Source organism: Bradyrhizobium sp. Kon37 (assembly GCF_055807535.1).
On record NZ_JBVVOY010000013.1, the window covers coordinates 1 to 17,802 of the forward strand.

Annotated in this window: 14 protein-coding genes and 1 pseudogene; 7 read left to right on the forward strand and 8 right to left on the reverse strand. The window is 62.3% G+C overall.

Going from position 1 to position 17,802, the window contains the following annotated elements; genetic code table 11:
• Positions 1-226 (forward strand): annotated as a pseudogene (locus AC0L3J_RS22630) (hypothetical protein); the annotation flags it as partial.
• 40 nt (positions 227-266) lie between these two features.
• Here the strand turns inward: AC0L3J_RS22630 and AC0L3J_RS22635 are convergent.
• The gene (locus AC0L3J_RS22635; protein ID WP_456766575.1) at positions 267-1,091 is read right to left on the reverse strand and encodes a papain-like cysteine protease family protein; all 825 of its coding nucleotides are present in this window, start codon (positions 1,089-1,091) and stop codon (positions 267-269) included.
• A 193-nt stretch (positions 1,092-1,284) separates the two neighbouring features.
• Here AC0L3J_RS22635 and AC0L3J_RS22640 point away from each other — a divergent pair, with 193 nt between their 5' ends.
• Entirely contained in the window at positions 1,285-1,482 is a 198-nt protein-coding gene (locus AC0L3J_RS22640) for a hypothetical protein (RefSeq protein ID WP_456766576.1), read from the forward strand.
• A 391-nt stretch (positions 1,483-1,873) separates the two neighbouring features.
• Here AC0L3J_RS22640 and AC0L3J_RS22645 read toward each other — a convergent pair whose 3' ends face one another.
• A complete protein-coding gene (locus AC0L3J_RS22645) occupies positions 1,874-3,253 on the reverse strand; it encodes an OmpA family protein (protein WP_473348338.1) in 1,380 nt (459 codons plus the stop codon).
• Between the two features lie 513 nt (positions 3,254-3,766).
• Entirely contained in the window at positions 3,767-4,327 is a 561-nt protein-coding gene (locus AC0L3J_RS22650) for a hypothetical protein (protein ID WP_473348339.1), read from the reverse strand.
• A 642-nt stretch (positions 4,328-4,969) separates the two neighbouring features.
• On the opposite strand from AC0L3J_RS22650, the gene AC0L3J_RS22655 reads away from it, so the two are divergent.
• The 3 genes from AC0L3J_RS22655 to AC0L3J_RS22665 all read left to right on the forward strand — a co-directional run bounded on the left by AC0L3J_RS22655 (position 4,970) and on the right by AC0L3J_RS22665 (position 9,223).
• Entirely contained in the window at positions 4,970-6,886 is a 1,917-nt protein-coding gene (locus tag AC0L3J_RS22655) for a caspase family protein (protein ID WP_473348431.1), read from the forward strand.
• 38 nt (positions 6,887-6,924) lie between these two features.
• Entirely contained in the window at positions 6,925-7,953 is a 1,029-nt protein-coding gene (locus AC0L3J_RS22660) for a hypothetical protein (RefSeq protein WP_275170284.1), read from the forward strand.
• A gap of 91 nt (positions 7,954-8,044) precedes the next feature.
• Positions 8,045-9,223 carry a hypothetical protein gene (locus AC0L3J_RS22665; protein WP_456766579.1) on the forward strand — a complete coding sequence of 393 codons (1,179 nt, stop codon included), beginning with the start codon at positions 8,045-8,047 and terminating at the stop codon, positions 9,221-9,223.
• A 19-nt stretch (positions 9,224-9,242) separates the two neighbouring features.
• Here AC0L3J_RS22665 and AC0L3J_RS22670 read toward each other — a convergent pair whose 3' ends face one another.
• The 3 genes from AC0L3J_RS22670 to AC0L3J_RS22680 all read right to left on the reverse strand — a co-directional run bounded on the left by AC0L3J_RS22670 (position 9,243) and on the right by AC0L3J_RS22680 (position 13,590).
• Positions 9,243-9,710, reverse strand: coding sequence for a DUF4384 domain-containing protein (locus tag AC0L3J_RS22670; RefSeq protein WP_456766580.1), 468 nt, complete (start codon positions 9,708-9,710; stop codon positions 9,243-9,245).
• A gap of 211 nt (positions 9,711-9,921) precedes the next feature.
• Positions 9,922-11,685 (reverse strand): caspase family protein, encoded by a 1,764-nt coding sequence (locus AC0L3J_RS22675; protein ID WP_473348340.1) that lies wholly within the window; start codon positions 11,683-11,685, stop codon positions 9,922-9,924.
• A gap of 138 nt (positions 11,686-11,823) precedes the next feature.
• Complete coding sequence (locus AC0L3J_RS22680; protein WP_456766582.1) at positions 11,824-13,590, reverse strand: hypothetical protein; 1,767 nt, start codon at positions 13,588-13,590, stop codon at positions 11,824-11,826.
• Between the two features lie 158 nt (positions 13,591-13,748).
• Between AC0L3J_RS22680 and AC0L3J_RS22685 the strand changes: the two genes are divergently transcribed.
• Complete coding sequence (locus AC0L3J_RS22685; RefSeq protein WP_027568102.1) at positions 13,749-14,030, forward strand: hypothetical protein; 282 nt, start codon at positions 13,749-13,751, stop codon at positions 14,028-14,030.
• Between the two features lie 51 nt (positions 14,031-14,081).
• Positions 14,082-15,110, forward strand: coding sequence for a DUF4424 domain-containing protein (locus tag AC0L3J_RS22690; RefSeq protein WP_456766583.1), 1,029 nt, complete (start codon positions 14,082-14,084; stop codon positions 15,108-15,110).
• A 111-nt stretch (positions 15,111-15,221) separates the two neighbouring features.
• On the opposite strand, the gene AC0L3J_RS22695 is transcribed toward AC0L3J_RS22690, so the two are convergent.
• Positions 15,222-17,027 carry a serine/threonine-protein kinase gene (locus AC0L3J_RS22695; RefSeq protein WP_456766584.1) on the reverse strand — a complete coding sequence of 602 codons (1,806 nt, stop codon included), beginning with the start codon at positions 17,025-17,027 and terminating at the stop codon, positions 15,222-15,224.
• The gene (locus AC0L3J_RS22700) at positions 17,024-17,800 is read right to left on the reverse strand and encodes a PP2C family protein-serine/threonine phosphatase (protein WP_456766585.1); all 777 of its coding nucleotides are present in this window, start codon (positions 17,798-17,800) and stop codon (positions 17,024-17,026) included. Before AC0L3J_RS22700 ends, AC0L3J_RS22695 begins: the two co-directional genes overlap by 4 nt.
• Positions 17,801-17,802 lie beyond the last annotated feature (2 nt).

Below are 17,802 nucleotides of genomic sequence, written 5' to 3' on the forward strand. Positions count from 1 at the left end.
ATCCGCACAAGAAATGTTCTTCGCCGAAGCGACCAAGATCGGCGAGCTTTACAGGACCTTTGCGCAGGAAGCCTTCAGGCCGATCAATTCAAGCTTTCTGCCCATCGTCAACTTGGACCTGCACGACTACTCTGTAGAGCGCAACGTGTCGGCGGGCGCCTTGTGCTTTGATCGAATTCAGGCTGGCTTCTTTTCGTCCTCGAAGAAAAACTGCTGCAAGGCATGAGTTTGCATGCGCAGCCGGTGGGCAGACTTCCGGCACCGCCTCACTTCCCGAACCGGGTCGCCGCAAGCGGTGAGTACAGGTTCGAATTCGCGTTCATCCGCTCGCACTCGCGCGACGCGTTCCAGAACGTTTCCACGCACGGCTTCGTAGTGCCGGCGGCCGGCCTCCAAGTGATCGCGAGGGTACTCGGATCAGTGAAAACCCACCTGCCGGTGTTGTGTGGCTTGGCCGGGGGGCCGGGCGAGGACGGTGCCGTCTTACTCGACATCGCGATACTGTCGTTGGCGAGGTAATAGTACCATGTGCTGCCGTCCCACACACGCCACCAGCCCGTCGGCCATCCATCTTTTTTTGTCACTCCGTCTGATGCGAGAACGAGTTCTTTCTGGTATCGAGCCCACTGGTTGAGCTGCGGGTCGCGCACCAGCATTCCACCCTTGAAGGCGCCTCCACCGGTGCGATAAATATTGAACCTGTTCACCGGCATCGTTTGATTGGGTCCAACGGCGGGATCATGGTGGTACAAGTCCACCCCGAGGACGGCAACGACCAGCGATACGTGTAGACCTCCGTCCCAGCTAACCATGATTGGCCCGAGCGCGGTCAGCGCTAGGTCGATATCTTTCGCTGTGGAAGTCGGAACGTCCTTGTGAAGAAAGCTTAAACCCTCGTTTCTCATAAATTTGTTATACGCGTCCCCTCCCAGTCGTTGATGAGTGCCGTCTTCGTTCTCGAGTTCCGGCAACTGCAGCGGACTGGCATAGCCGCCCCCGTAGTATAAGCGCAGCATGCGTGCACATGCCCACCAGCAACCTGTGGGATCATTGGCTTGGCTTACAAAAGGCACGGGCCGCGGCAAGGGCATGATCGACCTCTCACTTTTTCAATGCGCACCCTACGCAGTTAGAACAGGCGCGCCAATGGCTCGCCACCGCCATTGCTGCGGCGCGGTATCGCCACCAACCACCCCACCGCGCGCGAGTTCCCACTTTCGGCAATCGCGCCCGTTGACCGTGAGAATCGTCCAGAGGACGCGCTTAATACTGGCGCCTCGGGAGATGCTGGAGAAAACCTTGAGCGAGGACGGCTTCGGCGTCCTCAGCGCCGCATCGGGCGAGGAGGGGATCAGGCTGCTCGGCGCGACACTCCTGACGCGCGCTTTGGTGACCGACATCAATCTCGGGCCAGGATGGACGGATGGGAGCTCGCCCGCCTGGCGCGGCAGCACGATCCCCGCTGCGCAATCCTCTACGTGACTGGAGATAGCGCTCACAGGTGGGCGGCGAACGGAGTGCCGCGCAGCGCGATGCGGTCCAAGCCATTCGCGCCGGCCCAACTGGTCGAGGCGGTAACCTCCTCAATAATTCAGGGCCCCCTAGCTGACAGGGTCGAGCCGTCAGTCCGCCCATCCGGGCTGCGGCCCAGCGAGCGCGTCTCGATACTAGTTGAACCGGTCCGAGGCTCGCAGAGGTTCGAGAAGGATTGCCGCGCGCGTCTGTCTAGTTCGGCGGCGGCGGTGCGGCGTTGATCGTCTGGGGTCCGCGAGTGCCGCCCATGCACTCCACGAGGTAGTCCACGAATGCCCCGACGCGAGCAGGCATGTTCGCTCCCCCGACGAACTACGATGACAGTTCGCGCATCAGCGCGTCAGCTGTTCACGATATGAAGCTCGACCCGCCGGTTCTTGGCTCGGCCCGGCTCATCCGTGTTCGGCGAAAGGGGCTGGGTCTTCCCGAAACCCTGCGTCCGGATCTTGGCGCGCTCGAGATATTTGCGCGTGACGAACCAATCGGCGGCCGCCTTGGCGCGCGCTTCCGACAGGCGCTGGTTGTAGTCTGCCGAGCCTGTCGCGTCGGTGTGCCCGTTGATGAGGACATATCGCAGGCGCGGGCCGATTCTCGCCTTGATGTCCGCTGCGGCCTTCTCCAGCGCCGCGTTGGCCTCCGGCTTGATGTTCGATTTGTCGGTATCGAACAAGACGTCTCCGCTGATCCTGATCAGCGAGTCATCATTGGCGGTGACTCGCACGGGACCGGGATCCGACGTGATGATGTCCAAGCCGTTATCGATCCAGCGGCCCGGCCCTGGATCTGTCATGACCACCCGCCACTTGGCCTTTTCTGTGATCGGCTCGGGCTTGTCGAGCAGCTTGTCCAGCAGCGTGTACAGGGCCCACAGCCAGGGCCTCGCGTTCTCGCTGGAGAATGCCTGGCCGGCGCCCATGATGTTGCTCGCGAGTGCCGCGTTCGTTGAGCCATAGCAGACCAGCGCGTTCGTGCCGCCCGCGAGCGGGCTTCCCGCGGGCAGATACCGGTCGACATTTGCCGTGTTGAGATTCGCGGCGAGCTGGCAGATCGGCGCCTTCGTCAGCACACCGATGTGGTCGAGCCCGATGGCGTGGCCGATCTCGTGAGCAATCACGGGGTGGCTTGCCGGCATGCCGGGGGCGTGGCCGAGAGGGAACGCCCATGGGGTCGCGTCGAACGAGTCGTAAAGAAACGCGTGGGAGCGAAATACCCCGGGATCGGGCACCCTGCCGGTTGCGGTGATAAAGGCGGCGTTGAGGTTGGTGACCTCGATGGTCCTGTGGGCACCGCTTGCGGGCGAGAAGTCGACCTCTAGTGCACACAGCAGGTTCGGCCGAAAGATCTTGTTCGGAAACTTGTTGAAGAACGGATCCTTTTGGTAGACCTCGTCGAGCCCCGAAAAGGCGGGCGGCGGAACGAGCCAGAACCTGTTATTCCATAGGTTGACCTGCGCCGACGCGCTGTTGACGAACGCAGACCACTGGGCGTCGGTCCACGGCGTCGTGAGGAACGGCTTTTTGTCGGCGTCCAGCTGGACCGGCAGAAATCCCCTGGCCTGTTTGAGGCTGATCTTGAGCTTAATCGTGAGCTTGACGTGTTTGAAGCCGCCAGTCGGCTGGTAGAGGAAGGTGTCGAAAGCGGCCGGAACGCTGCCGCCGGTCCTGGAATTTGAGCTGAATGCCGCGCCGACGAGCGGGACAGGTTTGTAGGACGGTGCCATGGGCTCCTCCAACAGAGGTTTCGACCGCAGGATGCGCCTCTTGGTCGCGGCGAAGCGCGACGGCGTTCAATGGACCCGGCGCGGATCTGCAGGCTCGCGGCTGCGGTCGCGATGCGATTCGGCGCTCCGGCGAATGCGCAATCCGCGGCCGAACGACAAAGGTCGAAAACAACCCCATGCATAGTAGATGGCGGCTGCGGGTGCGAGGTGCGCTGCAGCCGGAGAACTATCTGAGCCTCGGGTGAAATTTCGAGAGCGGGTTACGCTGGGTAGGGGTGGCTCAGACTCGGAGCGCGTTGAGCGGCGAGCCGCCCGGTTCCGGTCACAATTTCGGAGGTCGGCAGAGATAGGTGCTCACCGCAACGTCGGTGATCCGGGTGGCCTTTGTCGCGCTCTCGATCATGTGTTTGAACAGAAACCAAGCCCGTTTTCCGAATGCGGCTGCCCGCTTATCTAATTTAGACAGCGATGACGCTGCGCGGATCAATCGCATGGTGGAGCTTCGGACGCGGGTTAGCCGCCAAATCTCTTGACAAGCTTTGACCCCTTGGCCGTGCCGATCTGCTGGCTGGTCAAATCGCTGCCTGCACTCAACCCAGGCACCATGAGGTTCTTGACGCGCTGCGCCGCCTGCTTCTCGTTGGAATAATCGATCTCGACATGATCGAGCTCCATCAGATGCCCAAGCTCGTGTGCCCAGGCGCGTCCATTGGCGTGGTCATTGCCATACCACTGGACGAAGCTCGTCGGCTCGGGAGCGCCGTTCGGAAACGAGCCCCCGCCGGCGTTCAGATTTGGAATAGAATTGACGAGGAAGATGTGGACCGCATTGTCGGGGTCATGCCGGGAGGCCAGAACACCCAGCAGGACCTCGTCGCTGCTGCGCCGGCTCTTTGCCATGTCCAGCGGCCTTTCCATCACGGAATCACTGATCACGAATGCGATCTTGGCCTTCGACCAGATCGTATTGACGACATCAACCGCCTTCTTGGCCGTGTCGCAATCCCATTGCGCAGGCTCGAGAACGCCTCTATCGGCAAACGGCGTGATATAAACTCTCAGCGGAACGGACATGCGCAAGGCTGCCAAATATTTCAGGGGCAGGAAGAACGGCATAAAGGGGGGCCGCCACCTCCGCCGCTACGACGCGATAGCCTCCGCCTTCGCTTGCCGTGCTCGTCGACATCATGGTCGTGACGAGTCAATGCCGACGGATGATCAACGAAAAGCGAAGCCTGAGGCAGGCACTTCCGTAATATGCCGCCTATGCCGCTGCAACTCCTTTTCTGATCCCTGCAAGACCTCGACGATCGGCCAAAGCTGGCCAAGAGCTTTCGCTAAAGCTATCGATCCGCAGGTCTAACACCGGATTTCACTTCCGCTTGATGTGCCGCCAGCGGAACGCCGATTCTAGGCAAGCCTAGCCCCTTGTACGCTTCAACGAAGCCATCGCATAAGACCAAAAAGTCGTTAAATATCAGCACGTTAAATTACAGCACTCCCCCTATACGCGCCAACCGTGCCCAACGTGCCCGGCACGACAATCGTCTCAGGCCTTTGAACGCATTCACTGAAATGCGCGACAAATTTAGGAATGGATCGGGCTCGAGACTACTCCTAAACGGAGACAAGCGGCCGCCGAGAGCTCATTTTTTAGCATTCTGCGCGGCCACCTCCGTTGACGCTCCCCGCTCGGCTGATACTGGACGTTTCGCCATGAGCTTCTATACGCAAATCAGATTATTCGCCCTTGTCCTCGGCGCCTTGCTGGTCCTGACTGCTGAGCCGGCTTCCGCGATGAAGCGTGTGGCCTTGGTGGTCGGCAATTCCACCTATCAAAACGCACCCCTGCTTCCCAACCCGGCCAACGACGCCGCCGCCATCGCAGCGACGTTGAAAGGCGCAGGGTTTGACGTAGTCGACTCGAGGCTCAATCTCACCGCGACGGACATGAAGCGAGCCCTGAGGGATTTTGCTGATCAAGCACGCGACGCCGACATTGCTCTCGTCTACTACGCAGGCCATGGGATCGAGATCGATGGCACAAACTATCTGATCCCGACCGATGCAAGGCTTGAACGCGATACGGACATTTATGACGAGGCTTTCTCGCTGGACCGTGTGCTGCTGGCGATCGAGCCTGCGAAGCAGCTACGGGTCGTGATCGTCGATGCTTGCCGCAACAATCCTTTTGCCGACACCATGAAGCGAACTGTCGCCTCACGATCGATCAGTCGCGGGCTTGCGAGGGTCGAGCCCACCGTGTCCAATACGCTGATCGCCTTCGCCGCAAAGGCCGGATTGACGGCGCTCGACGGCAATAGCAAGAACAGCCCGTACGCGGCGGCTCTGGTCAAATACATCGCAAAGCCCGGCCTCGACCTGCGCAGGGTCTTCGGCTTTGTCCGCGACGACGTCCTGCAAGCCACAGGAAACCGGCAGGAGCCCTACGTCTACGGCTCGTTGGGAGGCGAGGACGTTGCTCTCGTGCCTAGCGCCAAGAAAGAGGAACCGAAGCCCGCGGCGCAGAATCCCCAGTCCGAGGTCCGCCGTGACTACGAACTGGCGTTGCAACTCAACAACAAGGCCGCCTTGGGCGTATTCCTGAGCCAGCATCCCGAAGGATATTACGCCAGTCTGGCAAAGCTTCAGCTCAACCAGATCGAGGCGGAGGACGCACGGATTGAGGCAACCGAGAAAGCGCGCCAGGCCGAACAGCAGCGCGTTCGGCTGGCTTCCGAAGGCGCCCAGAGCACCGACCAGGAAAGGGCGGCCGCAGACTTGAAGGCCGCGGAGAACGCCCGCATTGCCGCCGAAACGACAAAGCAGGTGGCCCAGCAGCAAGCGACTGATGCCGAGCGGAAGCGGGCCGCCTCCGAGGCATCGATCATCGCTGCACTCAGCCCGAGGTCCGCGACCAAGAATTCCGCCGCAGTTGGTTCGCCTCCGGCAGCTAAGTCCGTCCAGAGCGACGCGATCGCTGCCTTGAGCGACGGGCCGCACCAAGTCGATCTCGCTAGGACCGATGTCCCTCAAGCCGAACTGGCCAAGTCGTTACAGAGCGAATTGAGCCGCGTCGGGTGCTTCACGGGTGCCGTCGATGGCGAATGGAATGCGGCTTCCCAGCGATCGCTGAAGCTCTTCAATCGCCAAGCGGGGACCAAATTCGACACCAAGCTCGCCAGCGTCGATGCGCTCGATGCGATCAAGCTCCGGTCGTCGCGGATCTGTCCGATGATCTGCGACCACGGCTACCGAGCCGACGGCGACCAGTGCAGCAAGATCACTTGCGCCGAGGGCTCGTTCCTCAACGACGACAACGAGTGCGAGAAGCAGCGCGCCGCCAAGCCCGCCAAGCCAGCGACCGCCAAGCCTGCGACCGCAAAGCGTGACGACGGCGACGAGCGTCCCGCACGGCAGCGTCGTCAAGCCGGCGGAGAGGCTGCCGGAGCGGCCGGCGGCTTTGGTGGCGCTGCGGGCATTGCTGCTGCGGCTGGCGCCAGCCGCCGCTCGAGTGGCGGACAGCTATTCTGCAACAACAGCGGCTGTCGCGCGGTCAACCGCGGCTGCCATCTCGAATATCGCGGCGGCGGCGGCCCCGGCAACGATGCCAATGCCGAGGTCTGCAACTAGCGCGCCGCAGAAGAGGTGCCCGAAGCGGAGCGATCTGAGTGACAACGTGTGAACTGGAGCAGAAGGATATCGGCACCTTTCCAGGTGTGACCCTCTTCACCAAACGGCAGGCGCCCGGCATGAGGCCGACGGCGGTCTATCTCCCGCCGAAGCACCTCACGAGCGCCACCAAATTCGACGTCGTGCTCTGGCTGCATGGATTCTATGTCAGGGATCATGAATACCTGTTCCGCAATGATCCCGCGCGCTTGCGCGAACAGGTCCGGGATTCCGGCAGGGACGTTGTGCTTATCGCGCCATTTCTGGGCTACGAATATGCCGTCGGCGACAGCTTTGCCGGCAACTACAGCGTCAAGGATCTGGCCTCCGCCAAATGGGGCGAACGCTACCTCGACGAAATACTGGGGGCTCTTGCCAAGTGGCTGGCTCCTGCTCTCGGAACCGGTCCCGGCTTCGGGACCAAGCTTGGCTCGGAGAGCGTACCCCAACTCCGGATCGGTAAGCTCATCATCGCTTGCCATTCTGGCGGGGGGAACGGCATGCGCAATCTGGTCGGAAGCCTCGGAAAATATCAGCCCAACCTGTCGGCTTGCTGGGGATTTGACTGCCTCTATGGCGCGATGGCACATCCCGATGATGCGATTTTCTGGTACCAATGGTTGTCCGCGCAGAGCACCTGCGCACTCGAGGTCGTCTACGGTCCGTCGACGCTTTCGCAATCGGTGAAGCTGGACTTGCTCGGACGCGGACTAGCAACGCCCGATGGCGATCGTGCTCCATCGCCGCGCCCTGCCCTCAAGAACCTCAATGTGAGCGTAGGTCACTATGACGCATTTCCAGCCTTCGGGCAGATGGTCAGGGTCAATGATCTGGATCCAGCTTACGTGGACCGCTTCATGATTCCGCAGGTCGCCGACCAAGTTCCCCTCGGCCACAAGCCCGCGTCGCATCACGGTGAATTCCTCAAAACGGCGATTTCAAACGTTCGCGACGCTTTTCCTTTTCCGAAAGACATTCATTACATGATCGCCAGGAGCGGTTTCTACGGCCGGTTGAGCAAGCTGTAGACTTTGCGGGAACGGCTGCGGCATCGCGGACTAGCCGGCCAACCGGCCACCTGTTAGCTTCCGCCGTAGCCACGCGAGGAGACCTTCGCAGATGACGGGCAGCCCCTTCGACCCGAACACCGCACCGATGGCCGGCAACATGGGGCAGGACCGCGCCGCGATGCGGGCGGACATGAACAAGGTCGCGCTGAAGCTGCACGAAGCCGGGATTCAGCTCTACGGCTTCTATAAAATCCACGACCTTGTGCCGTACTGGAATCCGCTTGGCTTTGACTTCATGTGCGACAACTGGCGGCAATTGCTCGCTGCCGCCGGCAAGGCGCCGCGGCTCGGTTCTGACCAGATCGACATGCCGGGTTATGACCCGTGGCTGAAGGCAGGCGTCAAGAGCGTCGGCTTCACGCAGACCGGAAAAGCTCCTCACGTGCATCTCGACATTGCGATCGACCGGCCCGGGCTGTGCCGGATCTACATTCTGGAGAAAGATGATGAGCGGCGTCTCGACGCGCTGCGACGGGCCCGGGTCGTTACGGCGAGAGACACCGAAGTGTTCAGGAATATCTACCGGCGGGTGGAGGGTCTTGGTGTCGATCTCGACGAGCACATCGGTTCGCACCTGGAGGCAGGACGGCTCGTGCTCGACGGCATCAATTTCGTCGCCAAGGATCACAACCGGCTTCTCGACGTGCTGACGAATCTGAAATATCCCGCCGGCAACAGTGTTTTTTTTCGTGGAGAACGATCCGGCCGCGGTCATTTCGCCGGCAACGCCTCGTTCCTGGCAACCGAGGGCATCGGCTTTCGGCAAATCTGGCAGACATTTCCGGAAGAAAGACCGGTTGCGACGACCGACCCGCGAACCGGGCCGGCGATTGATCCCAAGGCTTCGGCTCGGTTCGGCGATTCGAAGATCCTGCCCGATCTCACCTCGGTGCACTGTGCCGTCGCGAAGCGGATCTGCAACTTTCACATCGACGAGATGGGCTTTGTGGTCAGGGACAGCAAAGGTACCATCATCGTCGACCCGGACGCGTTGCGGCATATTTTTGTCGAACTGCTCTGGAAAACCGACTTGCAGGGCAAGCTGCCCTTCTGGGCGCTCGACAACGTGAATTTCATGATCCCGAGTTCGCCAACAGATTTCTCCCGCGTCGGAGTCAACGTCGACATCGCGAAGTTCGGGCGCGTCAACATCGCGCTCAACGGCAGCTGCTCGGTTGACGGCAAGATGGAAACATCCGGCACTCTCACGCTTGGTTTCAAGTTCTGAGCCAGTCGAAGGCCCGGGCTTACTTGATGGAATAAGACTTGACGTCCAGCGACCAATTGTTCGACAGCAGTCTTCCGTTGGCGCTGTCCGGCACACGCAACTCGCTGGTCCAGGCCGCCAGGTAGCTCAACGCGTCGGCCTGGCTCTGCAGCTTGCGCGGGAGATCCGGCAAATCGAGCAATTGCACACGCCGCTCGCTGAGGATCGCAACGATGATTGCCGCGCCGGTCGGGGGGGCAACGACATACTCGAAGCCCCGTTGCCGCGCTGTCGGCGTCGGCACGATGAACTGGACGCCGGGCTTGACAAGATTGATGTCGCGTTCGTCCGACTGCTCCACCAACTCGGGAGTCGGAAAGATCTGGGACATGCGTCCTTCCGCATCCACATCGACCAGAATGAGGTAGCCCTTTTTCCTGGAAGTTACGCCGAACGATACCTTGCCGCCGACCTCGACCGTCGGACCCGGCAGGATCTCGAGGGACACGTTCGCGGAATTGCTCTGCACCGCACTGGTCTGTCCGCGCGTGACCTGGATGCGCCAAAGCGATGAAGAGATCGGCGGGCTTGCATGCGGGGATTCCGGGGGCAATGGCGCTGAGTGCGCGGGCTCGCTCGTCAACAGGAGCAGCAACGCGAGGTATATTCGCTCGCGGCGGATCGGCTCCGATGGCAACATGGCTCCCCCGGTCAAACTGTCAGGGAGCACTGAAGAAGCCGACCGAGGCGATCCGCGCGTCCGCTGGCAGGTAACGCTCGAGGCTCTTGATCAGTTGCCCCGATGCACGACGCCGATTCAGCTGGATCAGGACGGTCTCAAGGTCGGACATGCGCTGCTGCGAGGTCACCGCGACAATCTGCTCGGCGCCAAAAGGCTCGCCCACCCTGAGCGGCAGCCGCAAGCTCGGCGATTTGGCCAACGGCGCATCCGTACCCACGGGATACAACATCTGGATGGTTCCATCGCCGGACACATTGAACAGCAATAGCGCCCTCGCCGCGACGTCGGACAGTTCAACTTCGATGGTCTGGCCGGCGCGCTGCTGTCGATCGTCCGGCCAAATACGCATCGTCTGGGGTGAACGAGTCGCCATTCGCTTGAGCTCGCGGATGGCCGCGGTGCGATCCACGACCGTCGGCAAATTGGCCACCTCCATCCCGTAGGCGACCACATCGCCCCAGGCGATCACGTCATGAGACACGGGGTCCCAGATCAAGTCGGGATTGTCCGTCGGCTGAACCGCCTGCACGGTGACATCCTTGGTGCTCACGCCCGAGAAATAGCTCATCTTGCCGTCGAGCGCCGCCAGGCGGATTGGCGTTGAAAGACGGATGGGCGCCGGTGCGGTGCCGGCGAGCGCGGTGCCGGTCGGAACTGGATTGCCGGGAGCTGAATTGGGCGCGGCGGCAAGGGCTGGCACCGTCGGAGTCTTCGTCGTAGCAACCGGTGCGGGGGGCGCCTTCCCATCGGCGGGAACCGTTGCCTGAGCAGTGGCGGTTCTCGGAGCGGGCCCTTGCATGAGCACCACCCCGCGCGTCAGTTCGAACGCGACGTCCGTCTCCGGCGTCTGGGCGGGTGACGATATCGTCACGATGTTCTGGCGCTGGTCTGAAAGCTGATAGACGACCTGGCGAACGTTGGCGAAGAGCTCCTTGAGTGTCACCTTGCCATCGTGATTGATGTCCGCGCTGCCCTCTACGGCCCGCGCCACCGCGTAGCTGAGAGCCCCGCGCAGGCCATCGATCCCGGGGATTCGCACTTCCGGGGCCTTGGTATTGCGATCAACGGCGGCCAGGAACGCGGTGTGATCGAGATCGAGCTCGGACTTCGGATCGTTGCTGTCCGACACCGGTTTTAATTCATCGACCAGCAGCGTGTAGCGAGGCACCTGGCGAAAGCTCATCTCCTCAGCCCGTGGATCGATATCGCGCACCATTCCGCCGCCGTGGCAGGTGTCCGCGACGAAAATCACCTTCGCACCGCGAAGTTCGAACTGCCGGATGAAGTGGTTGAACTCGCTCCCCAGAATACGTTCGACCGATCCAGTCGGCGTGGTTTCGAAGCCTGGCAGCAGGAACACGTTCTCCATGCCGTCCGGCTCCGAGCCCTTGATGCGCTCCGGCTCCTGCGTGCCGTGACCAGCGATCGACAGAAAGACGAGATCGTTGTTCCTTGTCCGCTCCACCATCGCGCTGATTTCGCGCAGCACGCTCGCCCTGTCCGCTTGAGCATTGGTCAGCTCGACGACGTCGCCAACCCCCATCGTCTTCAGGCTGGAGACGATATCGGCGGCGTCGGCGACCGCCCCCTTCAGCTTGCGGACGTGTTGATAATCATCAATGCCGATCACGAGCCCACGCACGGCACCGCCATCCGGATTGCCGATCGAAAGCGCTTCCGCCGCCCGAGCATGCTGCAGCGGCAGGCCGATCGTCGCGGCGAGCGCGATGGCGACGCACAAGCGGCCGAACCTGTGGTCAAATCCTCTGGAGCTTCGCATCCCTGATCCACCTCGACGTCATGCAGGCCGCCCCGGAACCGGACTGTCGGATCGAGGCGGTAGTTCATAGTCATCTGTAGCGCCGAGGACACCGGGGGTTCAGCGCTTCTTGGTCGCCGGCTTGTTGGTCGCGGCTTTGGCAGCCGTCGATTTGCCCCCCGTCGGGGCATCGTCCTCTGGATAGGCGTCCACCGAGACCGTCGCCTGGTCATCCGCGAAGGCACGGAAACGGACCGGATTGTAGCCACGTGCCAGCAGGCTCGCCAACGGATAGACGTTGCGGCAGACGCGTCCATTGCATCCACCGGTCGAGGATTCCATCACCTCCGCCTTGCGATCGGGCGTGAACCGCAGGAATAACATCACATGGGAGCCCGGTTTGTTGAGCGCATCGCCGGGCTTGAGGTCCCAGGGATTCGACACGGGCGTCGCGATCGCCGGGATGGCGGCGGTCGTGTAGTGGACCGAGAGTCCCCAGGCGGCGCTGACGAAGGCCGAACAGTCAACGCCCGCCGCGTCCGGCCGCGGCGCGTTCCGGGTGCAGACGTTGCCTGCCAGCGTCCCGCTCTCGATCCGCTGCCGGAAGTTTGCGAGCGAACCGTGGCAGCCCCAGCAATAGGGTACGCCGCGCACCTCCTGGTTCACCTTGCCCTGTAGATACCACGGCCGGCGAATGCGGTTGAAGCCGCTGCACTGGCTATCCGGATCGTTGCCATAGTTCGCCTGCGTCAGCCTCCACTGCACGCCTTCGAATGCGAACGCGGTCTCGATCGCCTGCTGACGATTTGACGGCCGGACCGCGGCAGGCGCGCTGAACTTGACGTCGTGGCCGGGCCGGCCCTCGGGGCCCGGGGCCGGCTTCGCTGAGGTCCGCGACGGCCGCACGTCGATGAGCGACACGTTGCCCAGCGGTTTGAAGCCAACGCCAACCACTTCGACACCGTCTGGCTTGGTTCGCAGGAAATAGACATCGCCATCACCCGAGACGGTGACGAACCGCCTTGTCAGCGGGGTGTTCTCGAGTGGCAGTTCGTAGATTCCTTCGAGACGACCGTTCGCGGCATAGCGTGCGACGAAGGTCGAGGCGTTCTTCCCCGACGGCGGGATGTCCTCGGCCAGCACATAGAAGCGGTCGCTGTTGTCAATCTCGAGAAATTCGACCGTGCCGAGCTGGTCGCGCACGCGCAGACCGAGCGCGCCAATGCTCTCGTTCGTGACCATGGTCTGGATCTCGATCCGTACGCTGGAATTGCCCTTGTCCGGGAGGATGTCGGCGATGACCGAGCCCTTGCTGCGGGACGCGATGTATTGCCGATCGGGCTGCCGCCCCTGCCCGATGACGGCCGCGCGCGTGTTCTGGTCGAGTAGGTCGGTTGCGCTGCCTGGCGGCTGCGATCCCATCTGGGCGAAGGCGGAGGCGGCGACCTGATCGTCCACGCCGCGGCTTGAGACCTCCTCGAGCTGGATCTCGTCGCCGAGCCCACGCGTGGACTGCTGGGCCGCTGCCTTCAACGTGCGCACGCCGCCGTCCCAAACCATGATGTCGTCGTTGTGAACGACAAGGTCGGTCGGCTGGACATCCTTCGGCATCTTCAGGACGTCCGGGGCGGAGTTCGGTTGTTTGGGATCAAACTCGAGAATGCGGCCGTTGATCTGGTCGAGTACGTACAGGTTGCCCTGCCCGTCGGCGCTGAGCGCTTGGGGCCCCCCCAGTTCCACGTCCTCGCTGGCGGGAACGATGCCTACCATCGAGGGCGCCGAACCGCCGGCGAAGCTGCGCACGACCGTATCCTCGGCGTGCGCCAGGGCGGCGAAAATGCCGGCACCGGCGATGAAGACCCAAGTCCAGCAAAATCGACGAAACATATTCGCCTCAGTGTACCCCGAACCGATCGTCGCGCCGGACCGACTAATCCGAGATGCCGTGAATGCGGCGCGTCAATTAGTGGTGACCAATCTCGATCCCGTTCAATTCTATCACTGGACGGTGATAGTCCGAATTCTTCAGCTTGCGGTGCAAATCCATGACAAGGAATAGATTTGAACAGGTCAAGGAAGTCCAGCCCGACGCCATCACGCTGGTCCTGAAACGCGACAATGACAGCGCCACTGGATCGGTCGTGATGCCGGCCGCTGCAAGCGGCGGGCGGCTGTCAAATGACCAGGTCAGCGCCCCGTTGCCTGCCCAGGATGCCTTTCGCGGCGCGATCCGGCTTGCCAATGACGTCAAGCTCGCGATCGTGGTGTGGGATCCGGACGGCGTCTGGAAGTCCGAATGGGGCGAGCTTTACCAAGCCCTCGACTAATCCATTGCCGGGCGGAACCGGCAGACGTTGCCACGCCATATGGAGACTAGCATGGTGAATGAACTGCCGCCCCGGCCTTCGTTCCGGCCGCTGGCCCTGATCGCCGCGTTGATGGTTGCAACCGCTTGGCCGGCACGGGCCAACGACTCGGCTGCCGAATTGTCGATTGGCGGGCTGCAGTTCGTTCGCACCAACGATGTGGCCATGGAGAGCGAGGATCTGCGTATCGCTCTCGACAAGGTCAGCGTTCGGTATCAGTTCGCCAACATCACCAATAAGCCGGTTACGCTGACTGTGGCCTTTCCGCTGCCCGACATCGACCTCTCGGAAGCCGACAATATTGCTCTGCCGTCGAACGACCCGGTGAACTTCGTCGACTTCGAGACCAAGGTCGACGGCAGCCCGGCGCCGCTGACAATCGATCAGCGCGCCATGATCGGCGACAAGGATGTCAGCGCGCAGCTCCGCCAGTTCAAGCTGCCGCTGCTGCCCATCGGCAGCCGGGAGATCCGGGTAGCCGACCTGCCCGCAACAATCCGGACGCGGCTGGTGGACGATGGGCTCTTGATGCCTGCCGGCGTGAGCGACAACGGTCGGCAGCAATATGCACCGGGCTGGGTCACCAGGACCTCCGCCGTGCGTCAGCAGGTGTTCCCGCCCGCGCGCACCGTCGTCGTTGAACATCAGTACCGGCCGAGCGTCGGCTCTAGCGCAGACACTATCCTGCGCGCGAGCCTGCGCCGCAACAGCGCGCTTAGCCCGGAGGTCGCGCGTTATCGGAAGGAATATTGCGTCACGGATGCATTCCTCGCCGAGCTTGATAAGCGCGCAGGCGACGGCCAGGCCAATAGCGCGAAGCTGCAGGAGCGGCGCATATCATACGTGCTGAAGACCGGCGCTAACTGGGCAGGTCCGATCCGATCGTTCAAGCTGACCATCGAAGCCGGCGGCAGCGACCGCCTGGTCAGCTTCTGTCAAGGTCGGCTCAAGGCATCGTCGGCGGGTGGCACGCCCGAATATACGGCAGGGGACTTCAAACCGGATACCGACCTGAAGATCCTGGTGATCGGAAAATTCTAATCCGCGATCATATTGGGACGAACTGCCATCCCGCTTTAGCTTGTCGATTGAGCATGATCCCAGCGGAAAACTGCTTCAAACTTTTCCCGGATCATGCTCTGGGCGCGCTGATCAGTTCGTGAGCAACACGTAGCGTGCCGCCGCGGTGATCGCCACATGGTTGCGTTGGGAATCGCTCAACGCCTGCAGGAAGAATGTATCAGCGGCTGTCGGTCGCGGCTGGCGCAACGAGTCAAGAACCTGCGGCGTGGCCACAGCCAACAGCAGTTGCGGACCGTTCGCGCGCGGTGTCGGGAGTGTGAACGAAAGCGAGTCGATCCCCGGCCTCAAAAGGTAGGACAAGCTCTGCACCTCCCCGCGGTCCGAAACCATGAGCAGCTCCACTACGCGGTTCGCGAAGTTCTCGATGGTGCCATTGAGGGTTTCGCCTCCCTTTAGCTCCGTCGCCGACAAGGTGATGCGCGGCACCCGCGTCTGATCGCTCCCGAGCTGGCTCAGGAACTTCACGGCAGGGCACTGTGCCTCGGTCACCTGCCTGACACCGACCGACGCCTCAAATCCCTGCTCCCGCCTGAACGCCTTGTCGAACGTATCAAACGGAGCCGTCGAAGCACCGAAGCCTTCGATCACCGCGGCGGTTTGACTAACCGCAACCGGCAAGATGAAGAAGCAGTCGCCGCCGGAGTATTGGGCCACGTATTTGCGGATGCGGTCGGCTCGAGCCGGCCCTTCGCTGGGCTGAGTGGGTGTCCCCGTCGGCGGTGGCGACAGCTTCGCCGTCTCCTGACGTTCGGGCTTTGGCGGGGGTTCAGCCTTCGTCGGCGACATCGTTCCCGCAAGCTTCGGAGGCGGCGGCAAAGTCGGCACGCCGGGCGCCGACCGGACCAGCTCGAATAAAGCATACCCGCCCCCGCCGAGCACAAGCAACACCGCTGCCACGCTCACACCGAGCCAGGGGGCGCGCCGCCTTGCAGCGGTCGATGGCGCCATGTCCTGTCGCACCTGCGCGGCACTTTCGGGCCGCGCCAGCGGATCGAAGCCGGACAACGGTGCGGTGGATGTGCGAGCCAAACCGGTCGGCGTCCAGCTGGCGACTTCCGCCATGGTTGGACGCAACGCCGGATCGGGCTGCAGCATCTGCTCCAGCAAAGGCCTGATGCGCATGTCTACCGCACCGAGATCGGGTACGCGCCGGCGCTTCTCAACCAGCTGAAACTGGCTCCCGCCCATGTCGAGCTTCTGTCCCGTCAGCGCATGAAACAGCACGAGGCCAAAGCTGTAGACGTCGGATTTGGCGGTCACCTCATTGCCGTACAGCCCGACCTGTTCCGGCGACGCGTAATTGTCCTTGCCGGCAAAGCCTGAGCCGATAATGGTCTTTTCACCCATCTGGGTCGATCGCGCGATACCGAAATCGATGATCTTGGCGCGCCTCACATCATCGAGCGGGACGATGATGTTGTCCGGAGAGACGTCGCGATGGATGATGCCATGCTCGTGGGCGGCATCCAGCCCGGACGCGACACGTTGCATCAGCTTCACCAGCGCCTCGAAGGTCAACGGGCCTTCGTCGAGCATATTCGACAGCGAGCGGCCGTTCACGAACTCCATCGCGAGATATGGCCGCTGCAGCACAGGCTCTACCGTGAACAGGAAATAGCGAACGATCGCATCGTGCGGAAGATTGTGGAGTGCCGCCGCCTCACGCCGGAACAGCGCAAGCGCCGCCTCGTTTTCGACCATGTCGGGCAACAGCATCTTCACGGCAACCGGCGATCCGGTCTGGATCTCACGGCACTTGTAGACCTCGCCCATCCCGCCCGCACCGATCACCGCTTCGATCTCGTAGATGCCGTTGAGCCGGGTGCCGGGCGGCACACTGCGATAGTTCGACCGGAACGGATCGTTGGAGTTCATGCTTGCGGCTCCCGATCCAGCGGCGTTCTCGTCGGCTCCGAGGATCGAGGCGTCAGCAGCCGCACCACTACGATCGTCACGTTGTCGAGCCCTCCTCGGTCCAGAGCCAAAGCAAGCATATCATCGCAAGCCGCCTGCGCGCGCTGCATGGCTGCATACTGCAGGATCTCGTCGTCCTGCACATGCCTGGTCAGGCCGTCGCTGCAGATCACAAAGACATCTTCCGGCTCGGCCGGACCTGTCACGACCTCGAACTCCGGATCGTCGGCGACGCCGACTGCCCGGGTGATCGCATTGCTCGGCCAGTCCTTGACGTCCTCGCGCGACACCGCACCGCCGGCAATCAGTTCCTCCAGCTCGCTGTGATCATGAGACACCTGGTTGATGCCGCTGCGGTTGATCAGGTACACCCGGCTGTCGCCTGCCCATATACAGGCATAATAGCCGTCGCGCACGAGCAGAACCGCAGCCGTGGTGCCGACGGTTGCGCCCTGCCGTTCCCGGCTGAGCGTCAGTATCTGCTGGTTCGCGCGGAACAGCCGCTCCTCGCACTCCGCCAGAAAGTCGGCGGCGGAATCCGTCATGCCTATTGCATCAAGCGACTCCACCACGATGCGGCTCGCGAGATCTCCGGCCTCGTGGCCCCCCATGCCGTCTGCGACCGCCCACATGCCGACATCGGTCCGGACCAGGCAGGAATCTTCGTTACGCGTCCGCACCCGTCCTGCATGGGTGACGCTGCCAACATCGAACGAGGATGCGACTTGTACCATCG

Excerpts from the sequence above, each read along its gene's own strand:
- AC0L3J_RS22635 (WP_456766575.1), bottom strand. The coding sequence starts at position 1,091 with ATGCCCTTGCCGCGGCCCGTGCCTTTTGTAAGCCAAGCCAATGATCCC.
- AC0L3J_RS22640 (WP_456766576.1), top strand. The coding sequence starts at position 1,285 with ATGCTGGAGAAAACCTTGAGCGAGGACGGCTTCGGCGTCCTCAGCGCC.
- AC0L3J_RS22645 (WP_473348338.1), bottom strand. The coding sequence starts at position 3,253 with ATGGCACCGTCCTACAAACCTGTCCCGCTCGTCGGCGCGGCATTCAGC.
- AC0L3J_RS22650 (WP_473348339.1), bottom strand. The coding sequence starts at position 4,327 with ATGTCCGTTCCGCTGAGAGTTTATATCACGCCGTTTGCCGATAGAGGC.
- AC0L3J_RS22655 (WP_473348431.1), top strand. The coding sequence starts at position 4,970 with ATGAGCTTCTATACGCAAATCAGATTATTCGCCCTTGTCCTCGGCGCC.
- AC0L3J_RS22665 (WP_456766579.1), top strand. The coding sequence starts at position 8,045 with ATGACGGGCAGCCCCTTCGACCCGAACACCGCACCGATGGCCGGCAAC.
- AC0L3J_RS22680 (WP_456766582.1), bottom strand. The coding sequence starts at position 13,590 with ATGTTTCGTCGATTTTGCTGGACTTGGGTCTTCATCGCCGGTGCCGGC.
- AC0L3J_RS22685 (WP_027568102.1), top strand. The coding sequence starts at position 13,749 with ATGACAAGGAATAGATTTGAACAGGTCAAGGAAGTCCAGCCCGACGCC.
- AC0L3J_RS22690 (WP_456766583.1), top strand. The coding sequence starts at position 14,082 with ATGGTGAATGAACTGCCGCCCCGGCCTTCGTTCCGGCCGCTGGCCCTG.
- AC0L3J_RS22695 (WP_456766584.1), bottom strand. The coding sequence starts at position 17,027 with ATGAACTCCAACGATCCGTTCCGGTCGAACTATCGCAGTGTGCCGCCC.
- AC0L3J_RS22700 (WP_456766585.1), bottom strand. The coding sequence starts at position 17,800 with ATGGTACAAGTCGCATCCTCGTTCGATGTTGGCAGCGTCACCCATGCA.